The sequence below is a fragment of the Algoriphagus sediminis genome, from assembly GCF_030403435.1.
Taxonomy (GTDB): Bacteria; Bacteroidota; Bacteroidia; order Cytophagales; family Cyclobacteriaceae; genus Algoriphagus; species Algoriphagus sediminis.
The window spans coordinates 588,342-613,112 of the sequence record NZ_JAUEPH010000003.1 but is presented as its reverse complement, the minus strand read 5'-3'; the positions used below and the strand labels follow the sequence as shown (position 1 = coordinate 613,112).

The 24,771-nt window shown below is 42.0% G+C and carries 25 protein-coding genes; 21 read left to right on the top strand and 4 right to left on the bottom strand.

Annotated elements, in window-relative coordinates:
- Nucleotides 1-11: 11 nt before the first annotated feature.
- From QVH07_RS09085 to QVH07_RS09065, 5 genes are read left to right on the top strand one after another with little or no spacing between them, the layout of a single operon-like run.
- Nucleotides 12-944 (top strand): aldo/keto reductase, encoded by a 933-nt coding sequence (locus tag QVH07_RS09085; protein ID WP_289999853.1) that lies wholly within the window; start codon nt 12-14, stop codon nt 942-944.
- A gap of 3 nt (nt 945-947) precedes the next feature.
- The gene (locus tag QVH07_RS09080; RefSeq protein ID WP_289999852.1) at nt 948-1,976 is read left to right on the top strand and encodes a zinc-binding alcohol dehydrogenase family protein; all 1,029 of its coding nucleotides are present in this window, start codon (nt 948-950) and stop codon (nt 1,974-1,976) included.
- Nucleotides 1,973-2,791, top strand: a complete 819-nt coding sequence (locus tag QVH07_RS09075; protein ID WP_289999851.1) for a sugar phosphate isomerase/epimerase family protein — start codon at nt 1,973-1,975, stop codon at nt 2,789-2,791. Before QVH07_RS09080 ends, QVH07_RS09075 begins: the two co-directional genes overlap by 4 nt.
- Before the next feature lie 4 nt (nt 2,792-2,795).
- Nucleotides 2,796-3,137, top strand: coding sequence for an L-rhamnose mutarotase (locus QVH07_RS09070; RefSeq protein WP_289999850.1), 342 nt, complete (start codon nt 2,796-2,798; stop codon nt 3,135-3,137).
- Between the two features lie 4 nt (nt 3,138-3,141).
- On the top strand, nt 3,142-4,692 hold the full coding sequence (locus tag QVH07_RS09065; RefSeq protein WP_289999849.1) for a M81 family metallopeptidase: 1,551 nt from the start codon (nt 3,142-3,144) through the stop codon (nt 4,690-4,692).
- 1 nt (nt 4,693) lies between these two features.
- Here QVH07_RS09065 and QVH07_RS09060 read toward each other — a convergent pair whose 3' ends face one another.
- Together QVH07_RS09060 and QVH07_RS09055 are read right to left on the bottom strand one after the other, a co-directional pair.
- Nucleotides 4,694-5,197 carry a hypothetical protein gene (locus QVH07_RS09060; RefSeq protein ID WP_289999848.1) on the bottom strand — a complete coding sequence of 168 codons (504 nt, stop codon included), beginning with the start codon at nt 5,195-5,197 and terminating at the stop codon, nt 4,694-4,696.
- Between the two features lie 129 nt (nt 5,198-5,326).
- Nucleotides 5,327-5,890 (bottom strand): LOG family protein, encoded by a 564-nt coding sequence (locus QVH07_RS09055; RefSeq protein ID WP_289999847.1) that lies wholly within the window; start codon nt 5,888-5,890, stop codon nt 5,327-5,329.
- Nucleotides 5,891-5,971: 81 nt separating this feature from the next.
- On the opposite strand from QVH07_RS09055, the gene QVH07_RS09050 reads away from it, so the two are divergent.
- The 11 genes from QVH07_RS09050 to crtD all read left to right on the top strand — a co-directional run bounded on the left by QVH07_RS09050 (nt 5,972) and on the right by crtD (nt 17,484).
- Nucleotides 5,972-6,553 (top strand): non-canonical purine NTP diphosphatase, encoded by a 582-nt coding sequence (locus tag QVH07_RS09050; RefSeq protein WP_289999846.1) that lies wholly within the window; start codon nt 5,972-5,974, stop codon nt 6,551-6,553.
- A 26-nt stretch (nt 6,554-6,579) separates the two neighbouring features.
- Nucleotides 6,580-7,212, top strand: coding sequence for a uridine kinase (udk, locus tag QVH07_RS09045; RefSeq protein WP_289999845.1), 633 nt, complete (start codon nt 6,580-6,582; stop codon nt 7,210-7,212).
- A gap of 45 nt (nt 7,213-7,257) precedes the next feature.
- Entirely contained in the window at nt 7,258-7,611 is a 354-nt protein-coding gene (locus QVH07_RS09040; protein WP_289999844.1) for a hypothetical protein, read from the top strand.
- 89 nt (nt 7,612-7,700) lie between these two features.
- A complete protein-coding gene (gene secDF / locus QVH07_RS09035; protein WP_289999843.1) occupies nt 7,701-10,667 on the top strand; it encodes a protein translocase subunit SecDF in 2,967 nt (988 codons plus the stop codon).
- A gap of 114 nt (nt 10,668-10,781) precedes the next feature.
- Nucleotides 10,782-11,162 carry a molecular chaperone DnaK gene (locus tag QVH07_RS09030; RefSeq protein WP_289999842.1) on the top strand — a complete coding sequence of 127 codons (381 nt, stop codon included), beginning with the start codon at nt 10,782-10,784 and terminating at the stop codon, nt 11,160-11,162.
- Between the two features lie 148 nt (nt 11,163-11,310).
- Nucleotides 11,311-11,922, top strand: coding sequence for a histidine kinase (locus QVH07_RS09025; RefSeq protein WP_289999841.1), 612 nt, complete (start codon nt 11,311-11,313; stop codon nt 11,920-11,922).
- Nucleotides 11,912-12,673, top strand: coding sequence for a sensor histidine kinase (locus tag QVH07_RS09020; protein ID WP_289999840.1), 762 nt, complete (start codon nt 11,912-11,914; stop codon nt 12,671-12,673). Before QVH07_RS09025 ends, QVH07_RS09020 begins: the two co-directional genes overlap by 11 nt.
- Before the next feature lie 27 nt (nt 12,674-12,700).
- A complete protein-coding gene (locus QVH07_RS09015; RefSeq protein ID WP_289999839.1) occupies nt 12,701-13,327 on the top strand; it encodes a response regulator transcription factor in 627 nt (208 codons plus the stop codon).
- Nucleotides 13,327-14,373: an oxidoreductase gene (locus QVH07_RS09010; protein ID WP_289999838.1), complete on the top strand. Its 1,047-nt coding sequence runs from the start codon at nt 13,327-13,329 to the stop codon at nt 14,371-14,373. Before QVH07_RS09015 ends, QVH07_RS09010 begins: the two co-directional genes overlap by 1 nt.
- A gap of 72 nt (nt 14,374-14,445) precedes the next feature.
- Nucleotides 14,446-15,912, top strand: coding sequence for a glycine--tRNA ligase (locus tag QVH07_RS09005; protein ID WP_289999837.1), 1,467 nt, complete (start codon nt 14,446-14,448; stop codon nt 15,910-15,912).
- A 108-nt stretch (nt 15,913-16,020) separates the two neighbouring features.
- Entirely contained in the window at nt 16,021-17,484 is a 1,464-nt protein-coding gene (crtD, locus tag QVH07_RS09000) for a 1-hydroxycarotenoid 3,4-desaturase CrtD (RefSeq protein WP_289999836.1), read from the top strand.
- Between the two features lie 13 nt (nt 17,485-17,497).
- Here the strand turns inward: crtD and QVH07_RS08995 are convergent, their stop codons facing one another.
- Nucleotides 17,498-17,998: a regulatory protein RecX gene (locus QVH07_RS08995; RefSeq protein WP_289999835.1), complete on the bottom strand. Its 501-nt coding sequence runs from the start codon at nt 17,996-17,998 to the stop codon at nt 17,498-17,500.
- A gap of 76 nt (nt 17,999-18,074) precedes the next feature.
- Between QVH07_RS08995 and tpiA the strand changes: the two genes are divergently transcribed.
- The 5 genes from tpiA (at nt 18,075) to QVH07_RS08965 (ending at nt 23,962) form a co-directional block, all read left to right on the top strand.
- Nucleotides 18,075-18,836, top strand: a complete 762-nt coding sequence (gene tpiA, locus QVH07_RS08990; protein WP_289999834.1) for a triose-phosphate isomerase — start codon at nt 18,075-18,077, stop codon at nt 18,834-18,836.
- A gap of 6 nt (nt 18,837-18,842) precedes the next feature.
- On the top strand, nt 18,843-19,676 hold the full coding sequence (prmA, locus tag QVH07_RS08985; protein ID WP_289999833.1) for a 50S ribosomal protein L11 methyltransferase: 834 nt from the start codon (nt 18,843-18,845) through the stop codon (nt 19,674-19,676).
- A 287-nt stretch (nt 19,677-19,963) separates the two neighbouring features.
- A complete protein-coding gene (gene recJ, locus QVH07_RS08975; protein WP_289999831.1) occupies nt 19,964-21,688 on the top strand; it encodes a single-stranded-DNA-specific exonuclease RecJ in 1,725 nt (574 codons plus the stop codon).
- A gap of 1 nt (nt 21,689) precedes the next feature.
- Complete coding sequence (gene lptB, locus QVH07_RS08970; protein WP_289999830.1) at nt 21,690-22,427, top strand: LPS export ABC transporter ATP-binding protein; 738 nt, start codon at nt 21,690-21,692, stop codon at nt 22,425-22,427.
- Nucleotides 22,427-23,962, top strand: coding sequence for a GH3 auxin-responsive promoter family protein (locus tag QVH07_RS08965; protein WP_289999829.1), 1,536 nt, complete (start codon nt 22,427-22,429; stop codon nt 23,960-23,962). Before lptB ends, QVH07_RS08965 begins: the two co-directional genes overlap by 1 nt.
- Here QVH07_RS08965 and QVH07_RS08960 read toward each other — a convergent pair whose 3' ends face one another.
- Complete coding sequence (locus tag QVH07_RS08960; protein WP_289999828.1) at nt 23,963-24,754, bottom strand: SDR family NAD(P)-dependent oxidoreductase; 792 nt, start codon at nt 24,752-24,754, stop codon at nt 23,963-23,965.
- Nucleotides 24,755-24,771 lie beyond the last annotated feature (17 nt).

Sequence of the window (24,771 nt, the reverse complement as noted above, 5' to 3'; positions counted from 1 at the left end):
TATCTTAAAGCATGGAGTTTAGAAGACTTGGAAAGACAGAGCTACAGGTCTCTATTTTGGGGTTTGGAGCATCTCCTATGGGGAATGTTTTCGACCCTGTGGATGAGTCCACCGCATTGGCTTCTGCACATTTAGCCATAGATCAAGGAATCAATTTCTTCGATGTGGCTCCCTTTTATGGATTGACCTTGGCAGAAACTCGTCTGGGGAAAGCCCTGAAGGGCAAACGGGATAAAGTTACCCTTGCCAGTAAATGCGGCAGATATGGTCTGGAGGAATTTGATTTTTCCAGGGAGCGAATTTTTTCGAGTATTGAAGATTCACTGAAGCGGTTACAGACTGATTATCTTGATCTTTACCAGCTGCATGATATTGAGTTCGTGGATAAATCCCTCATCACCGAGGTGGCTATTCCAGCTTTGCACGAAGTGAAGAAATCAGGGAAGGCCCGCTTTGTGGGAATCACGGGACTGCCCGTTCGATACTTGGCCCAAATCGCCAGAGAAGTAGAAATAGATACGATTTTATCATGGGGCCATTATAATCTGCTGGAAGATGAAATAAATGACGAGCTGGTTCCGCTGAGTCGGGAAAAAGATCTCGGACTCATGAATGCGGCGCCTTTGATGCAACGCATCCTCTCAGATGCCGAATTGCCAGAATGGCATCGATCTCCAGATGAAGTCAAAGCTTTACAGCCGAAGCTGATAGAACTCTGCAAAAGTTATGAACTTGACCTCAGTCAGGTGGCTATGAATTTTGCAATGAAGCATGAGGGAATCTCCACGACCATCGTGGGAATGTGTGAACCGGAAATAGTGGAGAAAAACTTGGCAGCAATTGATTTAAGCATTCCGGAAGAGTTGATGAAGTCGATAGAAAAGCTTGTTGCTCCTTATAAAAATCAAATGTGGTTCGAGGGAAAACCTGAGAACAACCTGTAGCCTATGAAAGCACTTTTTTTAACTGATGTTGGTAAGTCAGAAATCCGCGAAATAGAAAAACCTTCTCCAGGAGATGAAGAGATTCTCCTTAAGGTGGATAAGGTGGGTTTTTGCGGAGGGGATCTGAATTCCTTCAAGGGTATGTTCCCACTTCAGGAATACCCGAATATCCTCGGACATGAGGTCGGAGGGATCGTGGAAGAAATTGGAAATAGTGTCCCAAAGTCGATTTACAAAGGTCTTAGGGGTACAGTCTATCCATACTTAGCCTGCGGCAAATGCAAAGCCTGTTTAAATCAAAGACCAAATGCTTGCAGAACCAATAAAACCATGGGGGTTCGCAGACCTGGAGCAATGACTAATTATATCGTTTTACCCTGGAAGGATTTTTTCTACTCCGAGAAACTGAGTACCCGGGAATTAGCTTTGGCTGAACCGTTGACCGTAGGCTTTCATGCTGTGGATAGAGGGAGAGTGAGTAATGAGGATATGGTTGCCGTGATCGGGTGCGGAATCGTAGGACTTGGTGCGGTAGCGGGAGCTGTGGAGCGAGGGGCGAAGGTAATTGCTATAGACCTTGATGATTCCAAAATAGCAGTTGCAAAGAAAATCGGGGCAGAGTTCACAGCGAATCCCACTCATACCCTTGTGTCCGAATTTCTCAAGGAGTGTACCAGTGGGCATGGGCCGGATGTGATCATAGAAGCTGTGGGTAGCCCTCAAACCTATCAGATGTCAGTAGAAGAAGTGGCTTTCACTGGCCGGGTGGTTTGCATAGGCTATGCAAAGCATGAGGTCTCTTTTAACACTTCTCTTTTTGTACAAAAGGAAATCGAAATTTTGGGTTCGCGAAACTGCGTAGGTCGAGAGGATTTTCCGATGGTCATTAAGTATCTGGAATCAGGACGATTTCCAGTGGAAGAAGTCATTAGTAAAACCATCTCGCTTGATGAAGGGCCAGAAACTTTGGAAGCCTGGGCGAAAGACGCCAAAGGAATTATAAAAATTATGATTGACTTAGAGAAAGCATGATCAAATCAGCAGTAACCATAGCATTAGTCCCTCAAATCAAAACCGGCCCATGGATTTTTTGGGAAGACCTGGAGGAGGGAATGAAGAAGGCTCAAAACCTTGGATTTGATGGGATAGAGCTCTTTACCCCTTCCCCCGAATTAATGGAAATTGAATACCTGCATGAACTTTTGGAGAAGTATTCATTGGAGCTCGCCGCGGTAGGGACAGGAGCAGGGAAAGTTCTGCACGGCCTTACTTTGACAGATCCAGATCCTAGCATCCGACAGAAAGCAAAGGCATTTATCGAAGGTATGATCCGCTTTGGAGCGGCTTTTGGTGCTCCGGCTATTATCGGATCCATGCAAGGGCATGCCCTTCCGGGAAATTCCAGAAGCCAAAGTTTGAACTGGCTAAAGGAAGCACTCAAAGAATTGGGAGCTTTGGCTGCAAGCTTAAACACATTCTTGATTTATGAGCCACTAAACCGGTACGAAACGAATCTGATTAATAGACTTACAGATGGAGCTGCCTTACTGAAGGAAGGAGATGCTAAAGGGGTTAAGCTACTCGCGGATTTATTTCATATGAATATTGAGGAATCAGATCTTGCAGAAAGTATTAAAGAAAATGCTTCAAAAATTGGTCATATCCACTTCGCAGACAGCAATCGCTCGCCAATTGGCTCCGGCCACACGGACATGAGTCCCATCGCCAAGGTTTTGAAAGAAAGTGGATATAGTGGTTTTATCTCTGCCGAAGCCTTTCCAGTTCCCAACCCAGAAGAAGCTGCGAAAATGACCATAGAAAGTTTCACTCGATTCTTTAAAGATTGAATACATGAAAAGATTTTACTTAGCCCTCGATCTCATCGACGATGAAGAATCCATCAAAAAATATGAAGAATACCATGCTCCAGGCAATGCCTGGCCGGAAGTAGTGGCCCATGACAAGGCTTGTGGGATTTTATCCATTGAAATTTTCCGAACGGGAAATCGAATGATTTTAGTTATGGAAACTGAGGATGATTTCAGCTTTGAAGAAAAAGCCAAAAAAGACGCGGCCAACCCTAAGATCCAAGAATGGGAAGATCTCATGTGGACTTTTCAAAAGCCTTTACCCTGGGCTAAACCGGGACAGAAATGGGTGCTTATGGATCAAATTTTTAAATCTGACTACTAGAATTATGAAGAATTACATTTATCTCCTTTCCCTGATTATTCTCTTTAGCTGTACAGCTGAGCCCAATAAAGAAGAGTTACCGAAGATTGCAATTGCCGGACTGGCTATAGAGTCCAGCACCTTTTCTCCTGCTCTTTCAGATGAAATGGCCTTCAAAGCCCGAAGGGATGAAGAAGTGTTTACTTTCTACCCATTCATGAGGGAGGATTCCGTTCTCAGAAAATCCGCTAATTGGGTACCCACACTTCGTGCGCATGCCATTCCTGGTGGGGCAGTGAAAAGAGAGGTTTATGAAAAATTAGTTGAGGAAACTCTGGATAAGCTGAGAGCGGATTTGCCCTATGACGGTTTATTTTTCGACATCCATGGTGCCATGAGCGTTGTAGGCTTGGATGATCCGGAAGGGGATTTTATAACTAGAGTTCGGGAGGTGGTAGGCTTTGAAACCTTGATTTCCACTTCCATGGATTTACATGGAAATGTCTCTCATACCTTGGCAAAAAATTCCGATCTAATTACCTGCTACCGTATGGCTCCTCATGAGGATGCCATTGAGTCAAAGAGACGAGCAGTAGCGAATCTCATTTCACGTCTTAAATCTGGAAAAGGAAAACCCTCATACAAGGCTTGGGTAAAAGTACCCATTCTATTACCCGGAGAGAAGACCAGTACCAGGATTGAGCCGGGAAAGGGGCTTTATGCCAAAGTACCGGGAGTAGCAGACAAACCTGGAGTGATCGATGCTGCAATATGGATGGGATATCCCTGGGCGGACGAACCTCGGAATCACGGAGTAGTGATGGTCACAGGGGATGACCAAGAAGAAATCGAAAAAGGAGCAAAGATGCTGGCTCAGAGTTTCTGGGATGTACGGAATGAATTTGAGTTCGTCGCTCCGGTGGCTTCATTGGATGAAAGTCTTGAATTGGCGCTGAATAGTGATGAAAGTCCATTTATCATCAGTGACATGGGCGATAATCCCACAGCCGGAGGTGCTGGTGATGTAACCTGGACATTGAGGGAGCTTTTGGCTCGTGAAGAGTTCAAATCTGAATCTGGTCCTTCTCTGATTTATGCTTCTATTCCGGGTCCTAAGCTGATTGATAAAGCACTAGTAATTGGAGAAGGTGGCGAAGTATCTGCATTTGTGGGCGCAGAAGTGGATGATAGATTTGCTCCCCCTATCCTACTCGAAGGTGAAATTGAAAGCATTTTGGAAGGTGATGTAGATGCCGATGTAGAGGTTGTCGTTCGGGTAGGAAGCATTCGCGTAATTGTAACCAATCGTCGCAAGCCTTACCATCAGGAAGAAGATTTTACTAACCTCGGATTAGATCCTAGAAATACCGATATCGTTGTTGTGAAGATCGGTTATCTGGTTCCAGAGCTTTACGAAATGCGAAAAGGTTGGATTATGGCCTTGACACCGGGTGGAGTTGATCAGGATTTAGAACGTTTGGATTATAAGCGTCTCGAAAGACCCATTTTTCCGCTGGATAGGGATATGGAGAATCCCGCTTTAGAAGTTGTTTGGATTCCCGAATCCGGGAGCTGATTTAGCTGACTTTGAGTTTTAACTCACCATGACTTTTGATCACTTTAACACCAAAAAATTGGTTAATAAAGGATTTACAATGATTCTCTGCCCACTCAGCGCGGGATTCACCGTCATATAAAATGGTCATTCGAAGCAGGGTCTTCACGTATTGTTCATGTTGGCCAAGCTCCTTCACATAAGCTATGAAGTCTGCCTCCCACTCTTCTTTGAATACGTCAAAATGTGAACGACCATCGAAAAGCATTTTGAGTTGGTTGTCGGCATTTTTGTAGCGGTAGATACCACAAAGCTGACGGTAGATAAGTCTTAATCGATCGGAAGGAAATTCAAAAGTATCCAAAATCTGTGCGTAGGTTTCATCCATTAACCTGAGCGGATTATACAGATATGTGTAGGAGCGCTTAAGCTCGTAAACCATTTGGTCCATCAATTCCTCTTCCATGGCAAACTGAGCTTGCCGCAGAATATAGTTTTTGTCCAGAGGAAAGATTTTTTCGATCATTTTAGAAAGACTTGATCAAAAGTAGAAAATAATACAAATGAAACCGAATAAGCTTTGGAAAATAGCCCTTTTCCCATCGAAAAATTCCCAAAAGCTAAATTTGACTTTTGAATTGCGCTTAGGGGAATGTTACCAATCTGAATTTCCGGTTGGCTGAAAAGCCTGCATTCTATCCATGATCTCAACAGGATCATCCGACACAATAATACTTTTTTCCACTGAGCCATATAAAAAGCCTTCCTCTGAGGCATGATCCAGAAATTTTAGCAAGGGATCATAATATCCAGCCAGATTATACAAAGCAAGAGGCTTCTCTATGTAATGCAGCTGATTCAAAGTCATTACCTCAAAGAGCTCTTCCAGAGTACCAATCCCACCCGGCATGGCTATAAAACCATCCCCCTGCTCAGCCATGAGCCATTTTCTATCTCGCATGGTTTCCACAATGACCAGCTCAGTACAACCTTGATGAGCCACCTCTCGATCGACCAATTTTTGTGGAATAATTCCAATGACTTCTTTGCCATTTTCTAACATTACATCGGCAATCACCCCCATCAGACCCACATGGCCTGCTCCATAAATCAGGCTTAAATCCCTTCTTACCATCTCCTGAGCCAACCTTTCCACTCCTTGTTTGTAGATTTCCGAATTTCCGGATCGAGAGCCACAGTAAACAGTTATTTTTTTCATTTGGGTAGGGGCTAAAAGCTATGAAATGGTTGAGGTCTTTATTTTCTATGTCAAAAGCGAATTTATGGTTTTATTTGGGTGATGAAAATCTGCTTCGCCACGAATAATCCAAAGAAAATTGAAGAGGTGAAATCTGCCTTGGGAGACCGCTTTGAAATAGTCTCGCTTAAGGAGATTGGATGCTTTGAAGAGCTTCCTGAGACAGGGGATACCCTGGATCAGAATGCCTTCCAAAAAGCAAGATTTGTTCATGATAAATTTGGCGTGGATTGCTTCGCGGATGATACTGGTTTGGAGGTGGAAAGTTTGAATGGGGATCCTGGTGTTTATTCAGGAAGATATGCTGGAGAGCCTCGATCAGATCAGCGCAATATTGAGAAGCTTCTGGAAAACCTGAAGAATCAGGAAAACCGAAGGGCAAGATTCAGGACTGTGATAGCGCTCATAATTGGTGGTAAAGAATTTTCCTTCGAGGGAATCGTAGATGGTGAAATTCTTAAGGAAGAAACCGGAGATGGTGGATTTGGGTATGACCCTATTTTTAAGGCATCCGGAAAAAGTCTATCCTTTGCAGAAATGAGTTTGGAAGAAAAAAACGAAATCAGCCATCGGGGCCTGGCTGTAAAGAAGCTTTCTAAGTTTCTCATGGAAAGAAAGCCCTGATCCACTCTTAATGAATAAATTTAGGCATGAACAAACCTTTCACCGTAGGAATCACAGGAGGATCTGGATCCGGAAAGACTCTTTTCCTTGAAAAACTAATTCACAGTTTTAAAGACGAGGAGGTTTGCTTGATCTCTCAAGACAATTATTATAAATCTATTGATCTTCAGGAAAAAGATGAAAATGGAATAGAGAACTTCGATATTCCTCAGAGTTTTGATTTTGTGAGTTTTGAAGAGGATTTAAAGAAACTGCAATCCGGGGAGAAGGTCAGCAGGCCTGAATATACATTTAATAACGAATCCCAAAAAGCAAAAATCATGACATTCAAACCGGCTTCTGTTTTGGTCGTGGAAGGGATTTTCGTCTTTTATCATCCAAGTTTTGCCAATCTTTTGGATCTGAAGATCTTTATCGATGCCAAGGAGCATTTGATGCTAAAAAGAAGAATACTTCGTGACAAAGTCGAACGAGGATATGATCTGGATGATGTTTTATATAGATATGAAAACCATGTGATGCCCGCTTACGATAAATACATTGGGCCCTACAAGACCGAGGCAGATTTGGTTATTCCTAATAACAAAAACTTTGACAGGGCTCTGGAGGTCATTCATACATACCTATCAAGTAAGGCTGCTTCGGCATCAAAAATTTAGAATCATAAACACATAGATTTTAAATAATAGCTATATTTGCGCTGCATGAAGCAAAAGAACAGAAATAGCGACTTATTCAGAAAGCGTTTAGCCGTGGGCTTTGCGTTGCTTTTCTGCTTATTCTTCAGTAGCCTGGAATATCTCAATGAGTCCATACAGGATTCTGCTATTGAGATGCAGGAACAAGGCACAGAAAATGAAAATCAAACATTCGTTTCTGTGGCTGTTGATGCAGTTGTTCCTTTTGCGCTCCACATTACTCAGACTGCCTTCAGGTTGATCTACGAGCTTGTAGACTCTGAAAACCAGTTGATTGAAACCATCATTCAGCCGGTTGGATTCAGTGCATCCCTAGGCGAGTTATTTTTTGAAAGGGTCATATCCCCACAAGGACCCTAGTATCTGCTTAATTACCTGATTACCAGACAGCAAGAATCCTTGCCTGTCATTCTATTTGTATTTATCTAAATCTTAATAATTATATCCTTATGCAAAATAAAGGTGTCATTGTGTTTTTGACAGTGATTATTACGGGCCTTTGTCTGTACTATCTGTCATTCACATTTGTATCAAACGGTGTCAAAGAAGAGGCTCAGGCCTATGCGACTGACTCCTCCGGCAATGTTGACTTTGCCAAAAGAAGGTCTTATCTGGATTCCATCTGGAGACAGCCTGTTTATAACTTCCTTGGGACTGATTTCACTTACCAGGAAGTAAAGGAAACTGAGCTTGGACTCGGTTTGGATTTACAGGGTGGTATGCACGTAACTCTTGCGGTATCTCCTGTAGAGATCGTTAAAGGTTTGGCAGGAAACCCGAAAGATGAAGCGTTCAATGCTGCCGTAGAAGATGCTCGTGAGGAAGCCAAAACTTCCAATGAAAAGTATATTGATCTTTTCTATGCTGCCTTTCAAGAGAGAAAGCCAGACACTAACCTAAGCTCTATTTTCGCCACTGCAGCAAACAGAGGTAGAATTTCATTGGAATCCAGTGACGCTGAAATTCTTGAAATCATCGATTCAGAAATTGAAAATGCGATTGATCGTTCTTTCAACATTCTGAGAACTAGAATCGACCGATTCGGTACATCTCAGCCAAATATTCAAAGGATTCAGGGATCCGGAAGAATTCAAATTGAACTTCCAGGGGTTGACAATCAGGAAAGAGTAAGAAACCTTCTTCAGGGTGTGGCTAAGCTACAGTTCTGGGAAGTTGCCGAGTTTAATGAAATCGGTGGATCTCTAGAGGCGATCAATTCTGCATGGGTAGCTGACCGAGCTTCCGAACCTGAAGAGGAGGAAGCAGTGTCTGAAGAGTCTGATGAAGAACTTTCTGAAGAAGATTCTTTGATCAATGCTCTTGAGAAGCAATTGGAAGAAATAGACCCAATACAGAATAATTCCATCTCTCCTCTACTCGGGCTGATGAAAACTAATCTGGGAATGGTATACGATATCAAGGATACCATGGCTGTGAACAGGGTTTTGAAGCAAGAGAAATACAGCAGGATTTTACCTAGAGACATCAAACTACTTTGGGCTGTGAAGCCAGTGATTGCAGACGACGGTTCTGAAAATCTTGAGCTATATGCGATCAAAATGAGAAGAGGTACCGACGAAGCACCGCTGGAAGGTGATGTGGTTACCGATGCTCGTCAGGCTCTGGATCAAACTTCCAGACCTGCAGTTTCCATGCAAATGAATTCAGAGGGTGCTAGAAAGTGGAGAAAAATTACTTCTGAGAATATTGGAAGAAGAGTGGCTGTAGTGCTTGATGATTATGTTTACACTGCTCCTGTGGTAAATGGTGAGATTCCTAACGGTTCATCGGAAATATCTGGAAATTTCACACTTCAGGAAGCGCAGGATTTGGCGAACATCCTGAAATCTGGATCTCTTCCAGCTCCTACCCAAATTGTAGAAGAAAGTATCATTGGTCCAACCCTCGGTAAAGAAGCTTTGAATCAAGGTTTGATTTCTATGGTTGCCGGTTTGGTAATTGTGGTACTTTTCATGGTTGCCTACTATGCAAAAGGAGGACTAGTAGCGATCTCTGCTTTAGTATTTAACATCTTCTTTATTCTAGGAATCCTTGCTCAACTTAGTGCTGCACTTACCCTTCCAGGTATTGCAGGTATTGTATTGACCATTGGTATGTCTATCGATGCAAACGTGCTGATTTTCGAGCGGATCAAAGAGGAACTGAGAAATGGTGTTGGTTTGCTTCAGGCAATTAGTGCCGGTTATGACAAAGCGTTTAGTGCGATTCTTGACTCGAACGTGACCACTTTCCTTACTGGTGCGATTCTTTATGCTTTGGGTCAAGGTCCAGTAAAAGGATTTGCCATTGTGTTGATGATCGGTATTGCTTCTTCCTTCTTCTCCGCGGTATTTATCACTCGAGTGATCGTATCCTGGATGAGTAAGAAAGGTAACCAGAGCAAAATCAGCTTCGAAACGCCTCTTGCTAAGAATGTGTTGAGTAAGCTAAACATTGACTTCCTAAGCAAGAGAAGAATTGCTTACATGACTTCCACCGCCATCATTGTTGTGGGTCTTGGAATTGCAGCTATTAATGGATTAAAATTTGGGGTAGACTTCACAGGAGGTCGTTCTTACATTGTAGAGTTTAGTCAACCCATGTCGGCCTCTGAATTGAAAGTAGGTCTAGATGGAGAATTTGATGGCTCTGTGGAAGTAAAAACGTATGGCGCTAATAATGTGCTTAAGGTAACAACCTCCTATCTCATCAACGAAGACGATGCCGAGTCAAACCTTGAAGTCGAGACAAAAGTGAAAGAAGGAATTGCCAATGTGACCGGACTTGCCTTCACTACGGATGCAGCAGGTTTGACTGATACAGAATTTGCGATTACCGGTTCTTCGAAAGTTGGCGCCACGGTGGCGGATGATATCAAGGCATCTTCAGGTGAAGCCATGATTGTGGCATTGATCGCGATCTTCCTTTATATCCTTTTGAGATTTAGAAAATGGCAATTCTCTTTGGGGTCTATTATCGCATTGATCCATGATACCGCATTTGTGGTAGCCGCATTTGCAATCGCCAGCGCATTGGGAGCCACCTTTGAAATTGACCAGGTGTTCATTGCCGCTGTCCTGACAGTAATCGGTTACTCCATAAACGATACAGTAATTGTATTTGACCGAATCAGGGAAAACATTGATGCCAGAGGTACTCATAACCTCATCAAAGTCTTCAATGACGCTATCAATCAGACCCTGGGACGAACTTTAATCACCTCCTTTACTACCTTAATCGTGGTAATTGTATTATTCCTCTTTGGGGGAGAAGTACTTCGAGGGTTCTCTTACGCACTCCTTGTAGGAATCTTGGTTGGTACATATTCTTCTGTTTTCATCGCCACTCCAATTGTGGTGGATTTGTTACAGAAAAAGGGTGAAGAACCAGCCAAAACTGAGAAAAAATTGGCATAAGACATTTTAAACATTTTGAAAGGGTGAGAGAAATCTCACCCTTTTTTTATGCTTATAGTTTTGAAATCTATATCTTTTATCCCTCTAATAAATTCATTTTTAAATAACATTTTTATGAACATCAGTCGAAAGGATTTCGAACAAATGAAAGCGAAGTATGATAAAGAAGTCAAGAAAGGCAGAACCGGAACCCGACGAGGGGGAGAAGTGAAGGATCAGACTAATTGGGTATTTTTTGACAGGGAGACTTTGGAGGGTTTGCTTGACAAAGCTGGCAAGGACCCAAAGAAATCAGGAATAAAATTCTATTTTACAGAATACACCACAGAAATTGCCGAGCAATTCTATGGTAAAGAAGCAGAGGAATATGATGGCAGACTGACCCTTGTAATGAGCCCCGCTAATTTGGATGGTGACTCTGCAAAAGATGTAGAAAGTAGAGATGGAGGGACCTATGCAAATCGTGGAAATCAATGTCCGCCAAAATGCGAATAAACGAGAAGGATAAAGAATAGTGGACGCCTATTTTAATTGGTATTCGGGTTCGGTCAATCTGATTTTCTTGATCGGAACCGTTTACTTTTTTTTGCTTCCAAAAAAATGTAGAAGGGAGAAGTTTTATTTGCTGCCATTTTCCATTTTGGTGATTACAGCTTTTTATGAAAACCTGGCAACTTACTGTAAACTGAACCCGGAATTTAATTCTGTGGTGAATAGCTTTTTAGGAAACACCGAAAACCTCAATTTTAATGCCTGGGTTTATAATATCTTTAATCAGTACGTCATAGTTACCATGTTTCTCTTGCTGGTAAGGTCTTGGCTACCCTTATCTAAAAGAAAATACATAAACTGGCTTGTAATCATCTACCTTGTAGTTATATCCGTTTCTTTGATCACCCAACTGGAACCTCTCTATTTAACTCAGCCCATGATTTTTGCGGTTGGCGCAAATATGATTCTTATAGCCTGTGGATTATACTTTATTGGGTTAATCACTGATTCAAAATATCTGGTCGCCAAACCACTTCGGCTAATTTCATTTTGGCAGGTCACATTCTTATTATTTACTTATTCCCTAACTTATATCACATGGGTTTCATCCTTGTATCTTTATGAAGTAAACCCTGATTTGGGGGTCAGTCTTATGACTATTGATATGATAATGGGAATCATAAATCTATTCGTTTTATTCTTGATTTTGATCTCTCCAAAATTCCCTAAATTCTTTCAGAAAGAGCCCTACTATGGAATTTGAGAATCAGATATATATCATCATTTATTCCACTATCCTGCTTGCCGGGGTGATGTCTACATTCGTGGTAGCGATGATTTTTATCCATAGGCAAAGGCAAGTCCAAAACCAGCAAGAGATGGATCGCCTTAAAGCGGACTATGAAAAAACTCTGGTAGATATCGAAAACGAGATTCAGCAGGAAACACTTACTCAGATCGGCAGGGAGCTTCATGATAATATTGGTCAGCTCCTTTCACTCGCAAAGCTTAATTTTAATTCCTCCAAACCTGAAAAGAAAATGGAGGGACAGAACATCCTTAATCAAGTCATTCAGGAGGTCAGGGCCCTTTCAAAAACCCTGAATGTAGATTGGGTTGAAGAAATAACCCTGGAAGAATTCATCGAGCAGCAACTACAGAAAATAGAGTCTACTGGCTTTTGTAAGACAAGTCTAAAAGTACAAACTGACCCTCTTGAACTTAGAAAAGACCATAAACTGGTTTTGATCAGGGTAATTCAGGAAGTACTGAATAACGCTATCAAGCATGCCTCACCTGATAAAATAGAAATTCGCCTCATGCAAAATGGCAAAGGAAAGTATCTGCAGATAAAGGACAACGGGAAGGGTTTTGATGCTAAAAATGTATCGCAGGGCTCAGGGATGACGAACCTAAATAAAAGGATGGCGACCATTGGGGGTAAATTTGAACTGCAATCAGCTTTGGACGAAGGAACTGAAATCAGACTTTCTTTGCCAAATCAAGAATCATAACATAACTTGTAGTTCGCCCTTAATGTAATGATTCGAATCGCAATTGCCGACGACCACACTCTTTTTGCCAAAGGACTACAAGGCCTGATTGAAGAATATGAAGATTTTCATGTTCTAGGGCTTTTCCCAGATGGACAAGAACTAGTAGATTTCTTAAAGACCAACGACGTGGATGTAGTTCTCACGGATTTAAACATGCCTGTGCTTGATGGCTTTGGTGTTATAGAGGTTCTGAAAAAGAAAAAGCTTGGCCCGAAGGTAGTAGTACTCTCCATGTATGATGATGAGAAGATGTTTAAGGAATGTGTGAAAAAGGGTGCAGATGCTTTTTTACTGAAAGATTCCGATCCGGATGAAGTTGTTTTTACTATTCATGAAGTTTTCGAAGGCAGGCATGTTCTGGATTATAAAAGAGTCCTTAAGCAAGCTAATCCGGAATCTTTCTTTGATGCTTTTCGGGAAAAATATAAACTCTCCAAAAGGGAGTCTGAGATCATCCACCTGATCAAGGAAGGTAATATGAATAAAGAAATAGCTGCTATGCTGAGCCTGAGCATACAAACCGTAGAGACCCATCGAAAAAACATTCATCAAAAGCTACAGGTAAACTCTCGCATTGAGCTGATTAATAAAATCCACGAAATGAATATTTAATGAGCAATCCATTAAAAACAGTCTTGGTCGGATATGGATCCGTCGCTGAGAAAATGCATGGCCCACTACTCGATGTTTGTAAAGGCATTGATTTGGCTGCAATTGTCGAGAGAAGTGGAAACCGTTGCTTGGAAAAATTCCCCAATGTGGAAGTTCTCAGGAGTTTCGATGAGGTGATCTCTAGAGAGGATTTTGACCTGGTAGTCATTACCACTCCAAATGAATATCATTTCCCTATGGCTAAGGCGGCACTGGAATCAGGAAAACATGTGGTGGTGGATAAGCCGGTCACGGTGTTTGCTGATGAAGCTGAAGAATTGGATAAACTGGCCAAAGCAAATGGGCTAATTTGTTCCGTATTCCAAAACCGAAGGTTTGATGGAGATTTTATGACTATCCAAGAAATTATCGAAAGGGATATTCTTGGAGAGATCATTTATCTGGAGTCGCATTTCGATCGTTTTAGACCCGAATTACGAGATAATTGGCGTGACGAAGATGTACCTGGAAATGGAGTGACTTATGATTTGGGGACACATTTAATTGATCAGGTAGTTCTTCAGTTTGGTTCTCCAAAATCTATTTATGCAGATATTCGAAAGCAAAGAACCGGGACTATTGCTGATGATTATTTCGATATCAGTTTGGACTTTGGTTCCTTTAAGGCTCGAGTAACAGCTGGAGTTTTAGTCAATGCACCCACACCTAAATTTTTACTCTTAGGAAAGAAAGGCTCCTATCAGAAGTTTGGGCTGGATGTTCAGGAAGCCGCTTTTAAAGAAGGCATGAGTCCTGATGACGAAGATTGGGGAGTAGAATCTATGGATAAATTTGGTACAATGTACCTAGAAGAGGAAAGCCGGCCATACCCTACTATCCCGGGAGATTATAGAATTTATTACGACAACATAGCCTTAGTAGCACGGGGTGAGGAGGAATTGAAAGTAACTCTTCAGCAGGCTATTTCAGTCCTAAGAATCATCGAAGCCTCCTTCCTTAGCTCCAAGGAAAAAAGAAGCATTTTCCAAGAAGAGGGAGGATGGTAAATTTTTGGGTTTAGAGACTCATTTCACTCATTTCAAGCATCCAAATAGAATTGTTTCCTTAATTTTGCCGCCATGGCAAAAAAAGAAACTCCGGCTGAAAATGCCCAACTGAAAGATATAATATCCCATGCAAAAGAATATGGGTTTGTGTACCCAAGTTCTGAGATCTACGACGGCCTGCAGGCGGTTTATGACTATGGTGCTTATGGGGTGGAGCTTAAAAATAATCTAAAGCGACTCTGGTGGGAAACTATGACCAGAACCAGAGAAAATATTGTTGGCATCGACTCCGCGATTTTCATGCATCCTACCACCTGGAAAGCTTCAGGACACGTAGATAGCTTTAATGATCCTATGATCGATAATAAGGATTCAAAGAAGCGATATCGAGCCGATGTTTTGGTGGAGGAGCATGCTGCAGTTTTCGAAAGAGAGGGGAATCAGGAAAAAGCAGATGAACTAACAGGGAAACTCGCCAAGTTACTGGATGCTGAAGACCTGGAGGGAGTAAAGCAGCTAATTATTGATGAGGGAATCACTTGCCCCATAAGCGGTACAAGTAATTGGACCGATGTCCGTCAATTTAACCTAATGTTTTCTACTCAGGTAGGATCCGTAGCTGAGGATGCATCGACCATTTATCTACGTCCAGAGACTGCGCAAGGTATTTTTGTCAACTTTCTTAATGTGCAAAAAACCGCAAGAATGAAAGTGCCATTTGGTATCGCACAGATCGGCAAAGCCTTTAGAAATGAGATCGTCGCAAGACAATTCATTTTCAGAATGAGGGAATTCGAGCAGATGGAAATGCAATTTTTCGTTCGCCCTGGTACAGAGTTGGAATGGTATGAAAGCTGGGCTGAAGCAAGGATGAAATGGCATTTAGCTTTAGGCACGCCCAAAGAAAAGCTTAGAAAGCATGACCATGAGAAATTGGCCCACTACGCCAATGCTGCCATGGATATAGAATACGACTTTCCATTTGGCTTTAAAGAAGTGGAAGGAATTCACTCCCGAACTGACTTTGACCTGAAGTCGCATCAGGAGTACTCGAAGAAAAAGCAGCAGTACTTTGACCCGGAGGTCAATCAGAATTACATACCTTATGTGATCGAGACCTCAATCGGTGCGGACAGATTATTTCTACTTAGCCTCTGCAATGCTTATACTGAGGAAACGGAAAATGAGAAAAAGCGAGTTTACCTAAAATTCCATCCAGCAGTAGCTCCGGTGAAAGCGGCAGTACTTCCTTTGACCAAAAAGGATGGTCTACCGGAGAAGGCCAGAGAAATAGTAGAGGAGTTAAAATATGACTTCAATATTGTTTATGAAGAAGCAGCTTCGATTGGCAAGCGATACACCCGTCAGGACCTGATCGGAACTCCATTCTGTATTGCAGTAGATCATCAGACATTGGAAGACAACACGGTCACCATCCGTCATCGAGATACTACGGAACAGGAGCGAGTGTCGATCTCCGAGCTTCACGGTAGAATTGCTGAAGCAACTAGCTTTAGAAGAATTTTTGAGAAGTTGTAATCAATGGTTCTTAAGAGAAAATGGAAAATCCCTGAAACACTTTAGGGATTTTTTCTTTTTTTAAGAGAAATAGAAATAGCCTTTTCCTAGCTTTGATTTGAAAAATTTATGAGTCAAAAAGCACTGATCATCGGTTCCGGTATTGCCGGTATAGCTTCTGCCATTCGGCTTGCCGTAAAAGGCTTCCAAGTCGAGGTTTTTGAGGCAAATGACTATCCAGGAGGAAAGCTTTCTCAGATAGAAAAAGATGGCTATCGCTTCGATGCGGGACCATCGCTTTTTACACTCCCAGAACAGGTTGAAGAACTTTTTAAGCTAGCTGGACGCAAAACCGAAGATCATTTTCAATACCTGAAACTTCCTGTAGCCTGTCACTATTTCTGGGAAGATGGTAAAACCATCAAAGCTTATGCGGACATCGATAAGCTATCAGAAGAAGTAGAACGAGAGCTGGATGAACCTGCGGATAATGTGAGGGATTCACTGGAGAAATCAAGGTTTATCTATGAACATCTGGCTCCTCTTTTTATGCATAAGTCCCTGCATAAACTGTCCACTTGGACTCATCCAGAGGCTATGAAATCCTATTTGAAAATGGGAAAGCTTGGCATATTTCAAACCATGGATGAAGCAAATAAAAGGCAGTTCGATAACCCCAAGCTGGTTCAGCTTTTCAATCGCTATGCTACCTATAACGGTTCTAACCCCTACGAAACCCCGGCAACGCTAAATATTATTCCTCATTTGGAATTTAATATCGGTGCATTCTTTCCAAAAAAAGGAATGCATGACATCACCCTTAGCCTATACAAGCTGGCTCAGGATTTAGGAGTGAAATTCAACTTTGGTCAGAAGGTAGAAGAGATTCTGGTTGAGAATAAAAAGGCTGTAGGGATTAAAATCAATGGAGAAATAATCCATGGAGATTTGGTGGTAAATAACATGGATATGGTCAATGCCTACAAGACTATTCTGAAAAAGCAAAAGCAGCCAAAGCGATTGCTAAATCAGCCCAAATCAAGTTCTGCTTTGATTTTCTATTGGGGAATTGAAAGAGTCTTTCCGGAGCTTGACCTTCATAATATCCTTTTCTCCGACAACTATTTGGAAGAGTTTGATCATATTTTCCATAAAAAAGAACCCTACCGGGACCCTACGGTCTATATTAATATCACCTCCACCTATAAACCGGATGATGCTCCGAAGGACTGTATGAACTGGTTTACCATGATCAATGTCCCGAATAATCAAGGGCAGGATTGGGAGAAAATAATTAATGAAGCCAGGAAAAATATCATCCACAAGGTGAATAGAATTCTAAAAACGGATATCGAACCGTTGATCGCTGTGGAGGAGATTTTAGATCCCAGAACGATAGAAATCAAAACCTCTTCAGCCCAGGGCGCTCTCTATGGAAACAGCTCCAACAATAAGTTTTCTGCTTTCCTCAGACATGCCAATTTCTCCAGCGATATCAAGGATCTTTACTTCTGTGGGGGAAGTGTTCATCCAGGAGGAGGTATTCCACTTTGTCTGCTTTCAGCAAAGATTATGACGGAGATGATTGATTAGAAAAGTTCGAAGTCTATTTCTCTGAAAAATCCTCAATAGCTTCTTTGATCAAATCGTACTCGTATCCTCTTGACATCAGGTATTGGGTGACTTTGTACTTTTTCTTCCTTAGATCGCCCTCTTTCTCCCGAGCCCATCTTTTTTCCAGTTCGAAAAGCAGAGTATCATAATAAGCGTAAGGGTCGATTTCAGAAAGTCCTTTTCGGATAAGTTCTTCAGGAATTTTCCTCATTTTCAGCTCCATAGAAAGCCGCTTTCTCCCCCATTTCTTCATGTTGAATTTGCCCCTGCAAAAAGCTTTGGCGAAGCGCTCCTCATCAATAAACTTTTCATCCAGTAAATACCCAATAACTTCCTCCTGAACATCTTCAGAAACCTGCTTTTCAAACATTTTCCTTTTAGCGTCCCAGATACACCTTTCCTGATAGGCACAATAGGCCATCATTTTTTCCTTCACCTCTTCCGGCTCCCAGGAATTTTTTCGGGCTTCACCTGAGTAATTTTTTCGCCACATGGACAAATTCTGTAATTTGGAGTCCTTAAATCTTAATCACTTATATTTTTATACATCTAAAATAGTCGAACTGATCATGCGGAAAAAAATTATTGCCGGGAACTGGAAAATGAATATGACTTATGAAGAGGGGCAAAAGCTCACTTCTGAAATCGTAAATATGTACAAAGACGAGTCCATTTCAGATGTAGAAGTGGTTCTAAATGTACCTTTTCCGCATATTTCAACGGTTAAAAAACTGATTGGTAGCACAGCAAATGTCTTCGTGGGTGCCCAAAACTGCTCGGATAAGGAGGAAGGAGCGTACACCGGAGAGGTATCCGCTAAAATTTTAAAGTCCTTCAATACAGATTTTGTGATTATTGGACACAGTGAACGAAGAGAATACTTCAATGAAGAAAACGAACTTTTGGCTACTAAGGTCAAAAAAGCTTTGGAACATGGTTTGACCCCAATTTTCTGCTGTGGAGAATCTCTGGATATCCGTACAGCCGGCACTCACATTCCGAATGTGAAGTTCCAATTAACTCAAAGTTTATTCGATCTTTCTCCCGAAGAAATGTCTAAAGTGGTTATCGCCTATGAACCTATTTGGGCCATTGGCACAGGTAAAACTGCTACGGCGGAAGAAGCGCAAGAAATGCATCTGGCACTACGAAGACATATTGCAAGCAAGTTCGGTAAGGACCTCGCCAATAAGACTCCGATTCTTTACGGAGGGAGTATGAAGCCTGGCAATGCAAAGGAATTGCTTTCGAAAGAAGATGTTGATGGAGGCCTGATCGGAGGAGCTTCATTGAAATCCAGAGATTTTGTGGACATCATTAAGTCTTATTGAGACCAAATGGATTACCTGGAGTTCAAAATTTCCTGCTCGGAAGAATTCAGGGAAATCCTGATGGCCGAATTATCTGATATTGGATTTGATTCATTTTTAGAGACCGACCAAGGCATTGATGCGTATATTCTTTCTGATGATTTTGATGGCCGAAGATTCGAAGATTTAGTAAATCAATATAAAGATCTCGCCGACCTGATTATTGAGGAAGGCAAACTGGAGAAAAAAAATTGGAATGAGGAATGGGAAAAAAATTATGATCCCATTTCAGTGGATGATCTTGTTTACGTCCGGGCTTCTTTTCATAAACCCTTAGAAGGGTATCAGCATGAAATTTTAATCAATCCTAAAATGTCTTTTGGGACAGGTCATCATGCCACGACTTATTTGATGCTGAAACATCAGGGCGAACTGGCCAAAGAACATGAAGGCAAAAGAGTTCTGGATGTAGGTTCAGGGACCGGTATTTTGGCTATCATGGCCCATCAGCTGGGTGCTGCGAAAATTGAAGCCTTTGATATAGACGAATGGTCTGTTGAAAATGGAAATGAAAATTTCGAATTAAATGGCCTGCCCGTGACCATGGGACATGGAACCATTCGAGATATAAAACTAACTGGCCCCTTCGACATCATCCTAGCGAATATCAATAAGAACATTCTTCTTGATGAAATGGAGATTTATGTTAGCCTATTATCCTCGAAAGGCTATCTTTTGCTCAGTGGGTTTTATGATTCAGACATAAAGGATTTGTCCAAAAAGGCCACTGAGCTTGGTTTGAAGCTGATCAAAACGGGGTTGAAGGACAGCTGGGCAGCAATTATTTTCCAGAAGCCATGAGCGAATTAATCCTTTATGCAGTTGTCTTTTTGCTTCTGATTGGGCATTGCCTTTTGGCGGGAAAAATGTACCGCGAAGTCCACGAAGATTCAAACCTCAGCCTAAGCGAAAAAAACGACTGGAAGCTCAAAGCTCTAATCTTTCCAGCATACTTTTATTCAAAGTATAAAACTTCAAAAAAAATCCCTTAGGCTAATACAATTGATTATCAGTCCCTTCTAAATTTGCCTTATCCAATTGCAAAATTGGGAACATGAGGTCTCCTGCCTATTGTTTAACTTAGCCTTATGATGTACATCTGGAAGTCTGTGCCTGAAGCTGATGAAATGGACATTGCCACTCTTCAAGAGCAAATCAATGTCAATTCCATTTTGGCAAACATCCTCCTTCAAAGAGGTATAAAAGACTTCGCAGAGGCTAAAGTGTTTTTCAGACCTGACCTCAAATCCCTTCATGACCCTTTCCTGATGAAGGATATGGATCTGGCGGTAGAGCGAATACTTCAGGCCATTTCCAATGATGAAAAAATCCTGATCTATGGAGATTATGACGTGGATGGTACCACGGCAGTAGCTTTGCTCTACTCCTTTCTAAAAACGCTCCATTCCAAGATCGATTATTATATTCCAGATCGATATCAGGAAGGTTACGGAATATCTGAAAAAGGAGTTCGCTATGCCTCAGACGAAGGGTTCTCTCTTGTAATTGCCCTAGACTGTGGGATCAAGGCGATAGAAAATGTAACCCTTGCAAAAGAACTATCGGTAGATTTCATCATTTGTGATCATCACACTCCGGGAGAAGTACTTCCTCCCGCAGTAGCTATTTTGGATGCAAAAAGAAAGGACTGCAATTATCCATACAAAGAACTCAGCGGATGCGGCGTAGGATTTAAACTTTCACAGGCAATTTGTAGAAAGCTGGGTAAATCTGAAGACATCCTTTACCCTCTACTTGATTTGCTGGTGGTTAGTATTGCTGCCGACATCGTTCCTATTACAGGTGAAAACCGAACCCTAGCATATTTTGGCTTAAAACAACTCAATACTTCGCCTAGACCAGGAATGCAGGCGCTTATTATGGCCGGAAAACTAGGTAGTGATATCACCATTTCAGATATCGTTTTTAAAATCGGACCAAGAATCAATGCCTCAGGAAGGTTGGAACATGCTGGTGCAAGTGTTGAGCTTTTAATTTCCGAGAACTTAATTGAAGCTGAAAAGCTGGCGAAGGCGGTTGATATAGTGAACAGCACCAGGCGGAATTTTGATGAGAATATTACTAGGGAAGCTTTAGAAATGATTGCCACACGTGAAGAAGAAAGGGAATGGAATAGCACCGTTTTATTTAAAAACGACTGGCATAAGGGAGTGATTGGTATTGTGGCCAGCAGATGCATAGAGCAATACTACAGACCAACCATTATTCTCACAGAGTCCAATGGAAAAGCCACAGGCAGTGCACGCTCCGTGGTAGGTTTTAATATCTACAATGCCATATCCGAATGCTCAGATTTACTGGAGCAATTTGGAGGGCACAAATATGCTGCTGGACTTACTCTTTCCATGGATAAGGTTCAGGAATTTCAGGAAAGGTTTGAGGAGGTAGTAAAAGTCCGGATTAAGGAAAAGCACTTGACCCCGGTGATTGAATTTGACGATGAAATAAAACTGGATGATGTCACCCCAAAGTTTTACAGTATCCTGAAGCAAATGGCCCCATTCGGTCCTGGAAATCCAGAACCAATTTTTATGTTTAAAAACGTCTATGCGGAGAATATTTCCGTATTGAAGGAGAAACACATACGCTTCACTATTCATCAGGAAGGTCAGGACCAAAGTATAGTTTGCCTGGGTTTTGGGATGGCGGACCCTGTCAAAGATCAGGATCGAACCACATTGGGACTTTTGCGAAGCAAAATCCGCTTTAACATGCTCGGAGAGATTCGGGAAAATGTCTTTCGAGGCAATAGTAGTTTGCAAGTTTATGTGAAAGACATCAAATTTGACTGATATGAAACTCCGAGGAGAAAACCTGGTAAAAATATACAAAGGCAGAAAGGTGGTGAATGACATCACCGTAGAAGTAGAGCAGGGGGAAATTGTAGGACTCCTCGGTCCTAATGGGGCTGGAAAAACCACTTCTTTTTATATGATTGTCGGCCTGATTCAGCCAAATCATGGTGAAATTTTTCTTGAAAATGAGAACATCACCAGTCTTCCGATGTACAAAAGGGCAAAGCAAGGAATAGGCTACCTGGCACAGGAAGCCTCAGTTTTTCGGAAGCTTTCAGTTGAGGAGAATATAATGGCGGTGCTCGAAATGACGTCCATGACTAAAGCGGAGCGTAAAGAAAAAACTGAAAGTCTACTTGAAGAATTCTCACTCACACATGTTCGGAAAAACCTTGGAATGGTGCTTTCTGGAGGTGAAAGAAGGAGAACGGAAATCGCTAGAGCTCTAGCCGTGGACCCAAAGTTTGTCCTCTTGGATGAGCCTTTCGCAGGGGTGGACCCGATCGCAGTTGAGGAGATTCAAACCATTGTGGCAAGGCTCAAGAATAAAAACATCGGAATCTTGATTACAGATCACAATGTAAACGAAACACTTTCCATTACGGACCGAGCTTATTTGATGTTCGAAGGTTCCCTTTTAAAAGCAGGAAGCGCTGAGGAACTAGCAGCCGATGAACAAGTGAGAAAAGTTTATCTTGGGAGCCAATTCGAACTCAAAAGAAAAACTTTTAGCTAATGGAGATCATCAATTCTTTCATGGCCTGGCTTTTTAAAAGCCGATTGAAGCAAATTGAAAACTTCAAATCTCATCCCCATGAGGCCCAGAAGGAAATCTTCGATGAACTTATAGAGGCAGGTAAAAAAACCAAATTCGGTAAATCCCACGATTTTAAGAACATCAAATCCTATCAGGATTTTGTCGATCGTGTTCCCATTCATGACTATGAGAGCATGAAGCCCTACATAGACCAGACTATGGCTGGTGAGCAAAGGGTAATTTGGAACACCGATATCGAATGGTTTGCAAAGTCTTCTGGAACCACATCAAGTAGAAGCAAATATATTCCCGTGAGCACCGAAAGCCTGGAGGAATGCCATTACAAAGGTGGCAAAGACTTGGTTTCGGTTTATGTGAAAAATAATCCGGACACTAAAATGTTCAGTGGGAAGAATCTGGCCATTGGGGGCAGCTTGGAAAAAAATCCCCTCAACCCACAGGGAACTGCCAAAGCCGGTGATATCTCAGCAGTTATCATGCAAAATCTTCCCATTTGGGCTCAAATTATCCGAACGCCAAGCCTTAATGTTGCATTAATGGATGAATGGGAAGCGAAAATTGAAAAGCTTGCCAGAGACACCATGGATGAAAATGTAATAACCATTACAGGTGTCCCTACTTGGACCATTGTATTATTACAAAAGATTTTGGAGCTTAAAAAAGCGGATAATATCCTTCAGGTTTGGCCAAATCTTGAGGTCTTCTTCCATGGTGCGGTAGCTTTCGGTCCTTACAGATCAGTATTCGAAAAACTTATCCCCTCATCCAAGATGAGATACATGGAAACTTATAATGCATCTGAGGGTTTCTTTGGACTACAGGATCAACCAGATTCTGACGAGTTACTATTGATGTTGGATTATGGCGTTTTCTTTGAATTTATACCCATGGAAGATTGGGAAAAAGAAGACCCAAAAGTGGTCTCTTTAAAAGGCGTCGAAGTGGATAAAAACTATGCCTTACTCATAACAACCAATGGCGGTCTCTGGAGATACAAAATAGGCGATACCATTAAATTCACTTCTACCGATCCTTATCGATTTAGAATCTCTGGAAGAACCAAGCACTTTATCAATGCTTTTGGAGAAGAGGTTATCGTGGAGAATGCCGAAAGAGCGATTCAGAAAGCTGCAGATCAGACCTCTGCCTCCATTTCTAATTTCACCGCTGCCCCAGTTTATTTTGACAGAGATGGCTCAAAAGGTGCTCATGAATGGATCGTGGAGTTTCACTCAGAACCCACTAACATGGAAGAATTCGGCTCTCTCCTGGATAAAAACCTAAGAGAAATTAATTCTGACTACGATGCCAAAAGGTATAAGGATTTGGCTCTCACAAAACCGATAATTCATCTTGCACCAGCAGGTATTTTCGATAGCTGGCTGGCAAAAAGAGGGAAGCTAGGAGGACAACATAAGGTACCCAGACTATCTAATGAGCGGAATTTTCTTGAGGAAATCCTAGAAATGATTCCTGAAGAAGCTAGCTCTTGATTATCTGGCGGTCCAGCCTCCATCCACAGTTAGCATAGATCCTACCATATAGGTTCCGGCATCACTCGCCAAATAAATCGCTGCTCCTTGAATTTCTTCCAGTTTACCCCATCGCCCAAGAGCGGTAGCTCCTACCACAAACTTTTTACCTTCTTCGGTATCAGCGATCGGAGTATTCATTTCTGTTAAAAATGGTCCAGGACAAATGGCATTAACCGTAATGTTGAAAGGAGCAAATTCCAGTGCCAAAGCTCTGGTCAGTTGCACTACAGCTCCTTTGCTCGTGGCATAAGGAGTTCTATTCGCCAGGCCAACTAATCCAAGTGTACTTGCCAGATTAATGATACTTCCCTTCTCGGCTTTTTTCATATAAGGTGTGACTGCTCTGCACGCATTCCATGTTCCATTCACATTGATGTCCATCACCTTTTGAAAATCATCAGGTGTTAATTCATCAATGGCTCCCCGGATATTAATTCCGGCACTATTGATCAGTACATCTATTCGTCCAAATTCATCAAAGACCTCTTTTGCGATTTTTTCCAAAGCAGGTAAATCCGTTACATCGGCAGAGAATGCTCTGGCCTGAACACCGAAATTTTTGGCAACCTTTTCCGCTGAGGCAGCACCTTCCTCCCCATTTCTACTCACGAACACCACATTACATCCTGCAGACGCAAGTCCTTCCGCCATAGCCAGGCCAAGCCCTTTAGAGCCCCCGGTGATGATGGCCGTCCTTCCGCTTAGATCAAAAAGTTTAATTCCTGGTAATGGTGTGTTTGCTGTACTCATTTTTATGGTTGGGTTTT